The organism is Kitasatospora sp. NPDC127067 (genome assembly GCF_042724755.1).
GTDB classification, from domain to species: Bacteria; Actinomycetota; Actinomycetes; order Streptomycetales; family Streptomycetaceae; genus Kitasatospora; species Kitasatospora lactacystinica.
Genome location: NZ_JBHXEM010000289.1, coordinates 1 through 2080, shown reverse-complemented (window position 1 = coordinate 2080; position 2080 = coordinate 1). Strand labels below are relative to the sequence as shown.

The 2080-nt window shown below is 75.6% G+C and carries 3 protein-coding genes; 1 reads left to right on the top strand and 2 read right to left on the bottom strand.

All coding sequences use genetic code 11. The features are described 5' to 3' along the window. Positions 1–130: 130 nt before the first annotated feature. Positions 131–550 carry a MarR family winged helix-turn-helix transcriptional regulator gene (locus ACFWJ4_RS41465; RefSeq protein ID WP_380554625.1) on the bottom strand — a complete coding sequence of 140 codons (420 nt, stop codon included), beginning with the start codon at positions 548–550 and terminating at the stop codon, positions 131–133. 69 nt (positions 551–619) lie between these two features. On the opposite strand from ACFWJ4_RS41465, the gene ACFWJ4_RS41460 reads away from it, so the two are divergent. Beyond that, positions 620–1471 carry an SDR family oxidoreductase gene (locus ACFWJ4_RS41460; RefSeq protein ID WP_380554622.1) on the top strand — a complete coding sequence of 284 codons (852 nt, stop codon included), beginning with the start codon at positions 620–622 and terminating at the stop codon, positions 1469–1471. 15 nt (positions 1472–1486) lie between these two features. Here ACFWJ4_RS41460 and ACFWJ4_RS41455 read toward each other — a convergent pair whose 3' ends face one another. After that, entirely contained in the window at positions 1487–1747 is a 261-nt protein-coding gene (locus ACFWJ4_RS41455; RefSeq protein ID WP_380554628.1) for a hypothetical protein, read from the bottom strand. Positions 1748–2080: the final 333 nt, after the last annotated feature.

Below are 2080 nucleotides of genomic sequence, written 5' to 3'. Positions count from 1 at the left end.
TACTTTCCCGTGGGCCCGACCCCCCCGGTTTGGGGGGGCCGCCCCTGCGGGCGGCACCCCCGGGCGGGGGGGGCGGGCGCAAAGGGTTTGGCACGGGGGCCCCCCGGGGCAGTTGCCCGGGGGGCCGCCGTCATGCCTCCAGGACCAGCCGCAGGAGTTCGCGCAGCGACCCGCGCTGCTCGGCGTCGAGCCGGGCCAGCGGGTCGCCGGCGAAGGGCATGCGGGCGCGCAGATCCGCGACGACCTCGCGGCCGGCGGCGGTGGCGGCGACGTGCTTGACACGACGGTCGGCGGGGTCGACGCTGCGCTCGACCAGGCCGCGGGACTCCAGGCGGTCGACGATCACCGTCACATTGGACGGCTCCGCGTGCAGCCGCTCGGCGATCCGGCGCGTCGGGACCGGGACCTCGGCGGCGAGCAGCGCCTTGGCCTGCAGCGCGGTCAGGTCGTGGGCCGCCGCGGCCGCCTCGGACTCCCGGCCGTAGCGGCGGTTGACGGCCGCGAAGAGTCCGACGATCTCCTGGGTGAGGTCATCCGGTGGGTGGGACATGACCACCAGACTATCCAGGTGCTTGACAAAGTGAAATGTCAGCCCACATAGTTATGGATCATATTGGTTATGATCCATAAGCACTGGGAGTCCAGCGAGATGAGCGACCGGACCGTCCTGATCACCGGCACCTCCTCCGGCATCGGCCTGGCCACCGCCGTCGCCGCCGCCCGCGCCGGCTGGCACGTCATCGCCACCATGCGCAACACCGCCAAGGCCGGCCCGCTGCTGGCGGCCGCCGAGGAAGCCGGGGTCACCGTCGACCTCCGGACGCTCGACGTCACCGACCCCGCGTCGGTCGAGGCCTGCCTGGCCGGCGTCGACCGACTGGACGCGCTGGTCAACAACGCCGGCGCCGGCCACATCGGCACCCTGGAGCAGGAGAGCGTCGACGCCGTCCGCGCCGTCATGGAGGTCAACTTCTTCGGGGTGTTGCACGTCACGAAGGCCGCCCTGCCCCTGCTGCGGGCGAGCACGGGCCGCGTGCTGACCGTGACCAGCGTCGGCGGCGTGGTCGGCCAGCCCTTCAACGAGGCCTACTGCGCCGCCAAGTTCGCGGTGGAGGGCTACATGGAGTCCCTCGCCCCGGTCGCGGCCACCGCCGGCGTCTCCGTCAGCGTCGTCGAGCCGGGCGCGGTGGCCAGCGAGTTCGTCAGCAACGTGGGCCTGACGGACGACGCGGCCGAACAGGCCGGACCGTACGCCCCGGCCCTGGCCGCCTACCTGGACCGCACCCGCGGCGCCTTCGCCAACGCCCAGGCGGCCGAGGACGTGGCCGCCGGGATCCTCGACCTGCTCGCCGCCGAACGACCCGCCTTCCGGATGCTCACCTCCGACGCCGCCCGGGCCTTCGCCGGGGTCAAGCTCAAGGACCTCGACGGCTCGGCCGTCCAGGGCCTCACCTCCGGCTGGGTCGCATAGGGCCTGGCCCGTCGATCACCGGGGCAGGAGGCCCGCGACCGGCACGGTGGCCGGCCGGGTTCCGCGGACGTCCGCGACGCGGCAGCCGGGCACCGCCGGCGGATGCGGCTCCGGCTCCCCCCGGGCCCGGCGCTCGCGGTGGAGCCCGCCGCCGAGCACCGCGCTGCTCACCATCCGCCAGCCGGGACCGGCCCGCCACACCAGCAGGTGGCGGCAGGCGCCGTCCTCGGTCCGTACCGTCCGCCCCACCCGCACCGCGCCGTCGTTCACGCCCACTCCCCCCTCCACCGGGTACGGCACCCCGGCCCGCCGGACGCCGTCCGTCCGCTCGCAGGCCCGACAGCCGGGGCCGGTCGGGATGGCCGTCCGCTCGGCTGCGGCGCCGACCGGTCCGGTCGGCGGTTGCGAAGGTATCACCACGCCGGTTCGCCGGATTCGCAGGTTCACGGGGTGCGGATGGATCGATTCCCCAGCGGGCCGGATCACCGACCGGGACGGGGGTGGGCGCGGGCCGGCCGCCGCCCCCACCCCCGCCGCCCTCCCCCGGGCCGTTGCACGCGCCGCCGGCGGGGGGCGCCCCCCCCGCGGACCCGCGACGCCCCCGGGACC

Excerpts from the sequence above, each read along its gene's own strand:
- ACFWJ4_RS41465 (WP_380554625.1), bottom strand. The coding sequence starts at position 550 with ATGTCCCACCCACCGGATGACCTCACCCAGGAGATCGTCGGACTCTTC.
- ACFWJ4_RS41460 (WP_380554622.1), top strand. The coding sequence starts at position 620 with ATGATCCATAAGCACTGGGAGTCCAGCGAGATGAGCGACCGGACCGTC.